We start from the raw sequence: 1,377 nt of genomic DNA, 5'->3' as shown, positions 1-1,377 counted from the left end.
TGTCAAACGGCCCTTTAATTGCGGGTAGTTGTCAATCCGGATCTCGCACTGCCATCGCCGGGGTCATGGTCCTTTCCGAGGTCGAGTGCCTCATGATGATGTTCGGGTCGGGCGCCTCAACGTTTCCAACGAGATGCAGATGAACTGCTGTCAGCCGTTTGACCGAGGTCGCCGCAACCACCGTCCCGGCGGGGACATCACGGGTTCCGGAAACGGGCCCGCGAATTAGGTCGAGTTCGGATCTGCTATGCCATCTTTTCACTACCCCACTCAAAGCTTGTGCCGTCGACCCACAGGCAATGAAGCAGAACCGCGATCTTCCGTGCGACCGCCACCTTTGCCTTCTTCAAGCCGATCCGCCTCGACAGACGCATCCCCCAGGCTTTCAGCGTGGACCATTTCTTCGTCCGGTGCAGGAGGACGCTGGCCGCCTCGTAGAGATAGGTTCGCAACAGTCGATCGCCCCAGCGTGAGACGCGGCCATTGATATCCGTTTCACCGGACTGCTTTCGTCGCGGGGTCAGGCCGAGATAGGCACCTACGTTGGCGGCCGACCGAAAGCGCGCGGGATCGTCGATCGTGTGGCGGAAGGTGAGCGCGGTCACCACGCCAATGCCGGGGACCGTCATCAGCCGGCGTGTGGTTTCGTCTTCACGAGCGAGATGCCGGACCTGCCGATCGAGCTTCTCTTGTTCACAGCAGACCTGCTCGTGGACAGACAGAAGCGCCTGAACCAACGACCGAAGCGGATGCCCGTCAGCAACAAGTTCCCAAACCTTTCGCCGGAACTGTGACCCAATCGATCGACTGAACTGCAGCCCGTATTCCTTCAGCATCGACCGTGTCTGGTTTTCGAGATCGCGCCGGATCTCGACAAGTCTTGACCTTGCGACGAGCATGGATCGGGTGGCCTGGCTCTCTGCGCTCTTAACCTTCACTTCCCGATACCAACCGACGCGAACCAGTTCGGCCAGGCCGCGGGCATCGTTCTCATCACTTTTGTTCATTCGAACTGAAAGTGCCGCCTTCGCATGTCGAGCATCAATGCAGACAACCGGCAATCCGACCCGTTTAAGCTCATGCCAGAGCCAGCTGGACATGGCGCCCGTCTCGAATCCGATGCGCTCGGCGTGAGGTGCGCGTTTGCGGAGCAACTCGGTCAGTGCTCCCGGATCGGACTTCACTTTCCCTTGGAAGACAGACCTTCCAGCATCGTCGACGACGCAAACGCTGGTCTCTCGCTGCGACACATCCAATCCGACATATTGCTTCACTGCGGCCTCCTCGATCTCAATGGTCGGCGGCTTTTGCCGTCAGCCGAATCTTCGTTCAAAGGAGCGACGGCAGCAATTACGTCATCGTTTCCAAAACTGACCC

The 1,377-nt window shown here is 59.0% G+C and carries 1 protein-coding gene; it reads right to left on the bottom strand.

The features are described 5' to 3' along the window. Positions 1-245: 245 nt before the first annotated feature. A complete protein-coding gene (locus NKJ11_RS33655; RefSeq protein ID WP_352795181.1) occupies positions 246-1,274 on the bottom strand; it encodes an IS110 family RNA-guided transposase in 1,029 nt (342 codons plus the stop codon). Positions 1,275-1,377 lie beyond the last annotated feature (103 nt).

It is taken from the genome of Mesorhizobium sp. M0243, from assembly GCF_040321775.1.
Taxonomy (GTDB): Bacteria; Pseudomonadota; Alphaproteobacteria; order Rhizobiales; family Rhizobiaceae; genus Mesorhizobium.
This window is presented reverse-complemented; position numbering and strand designations above follow the sequence as displayed.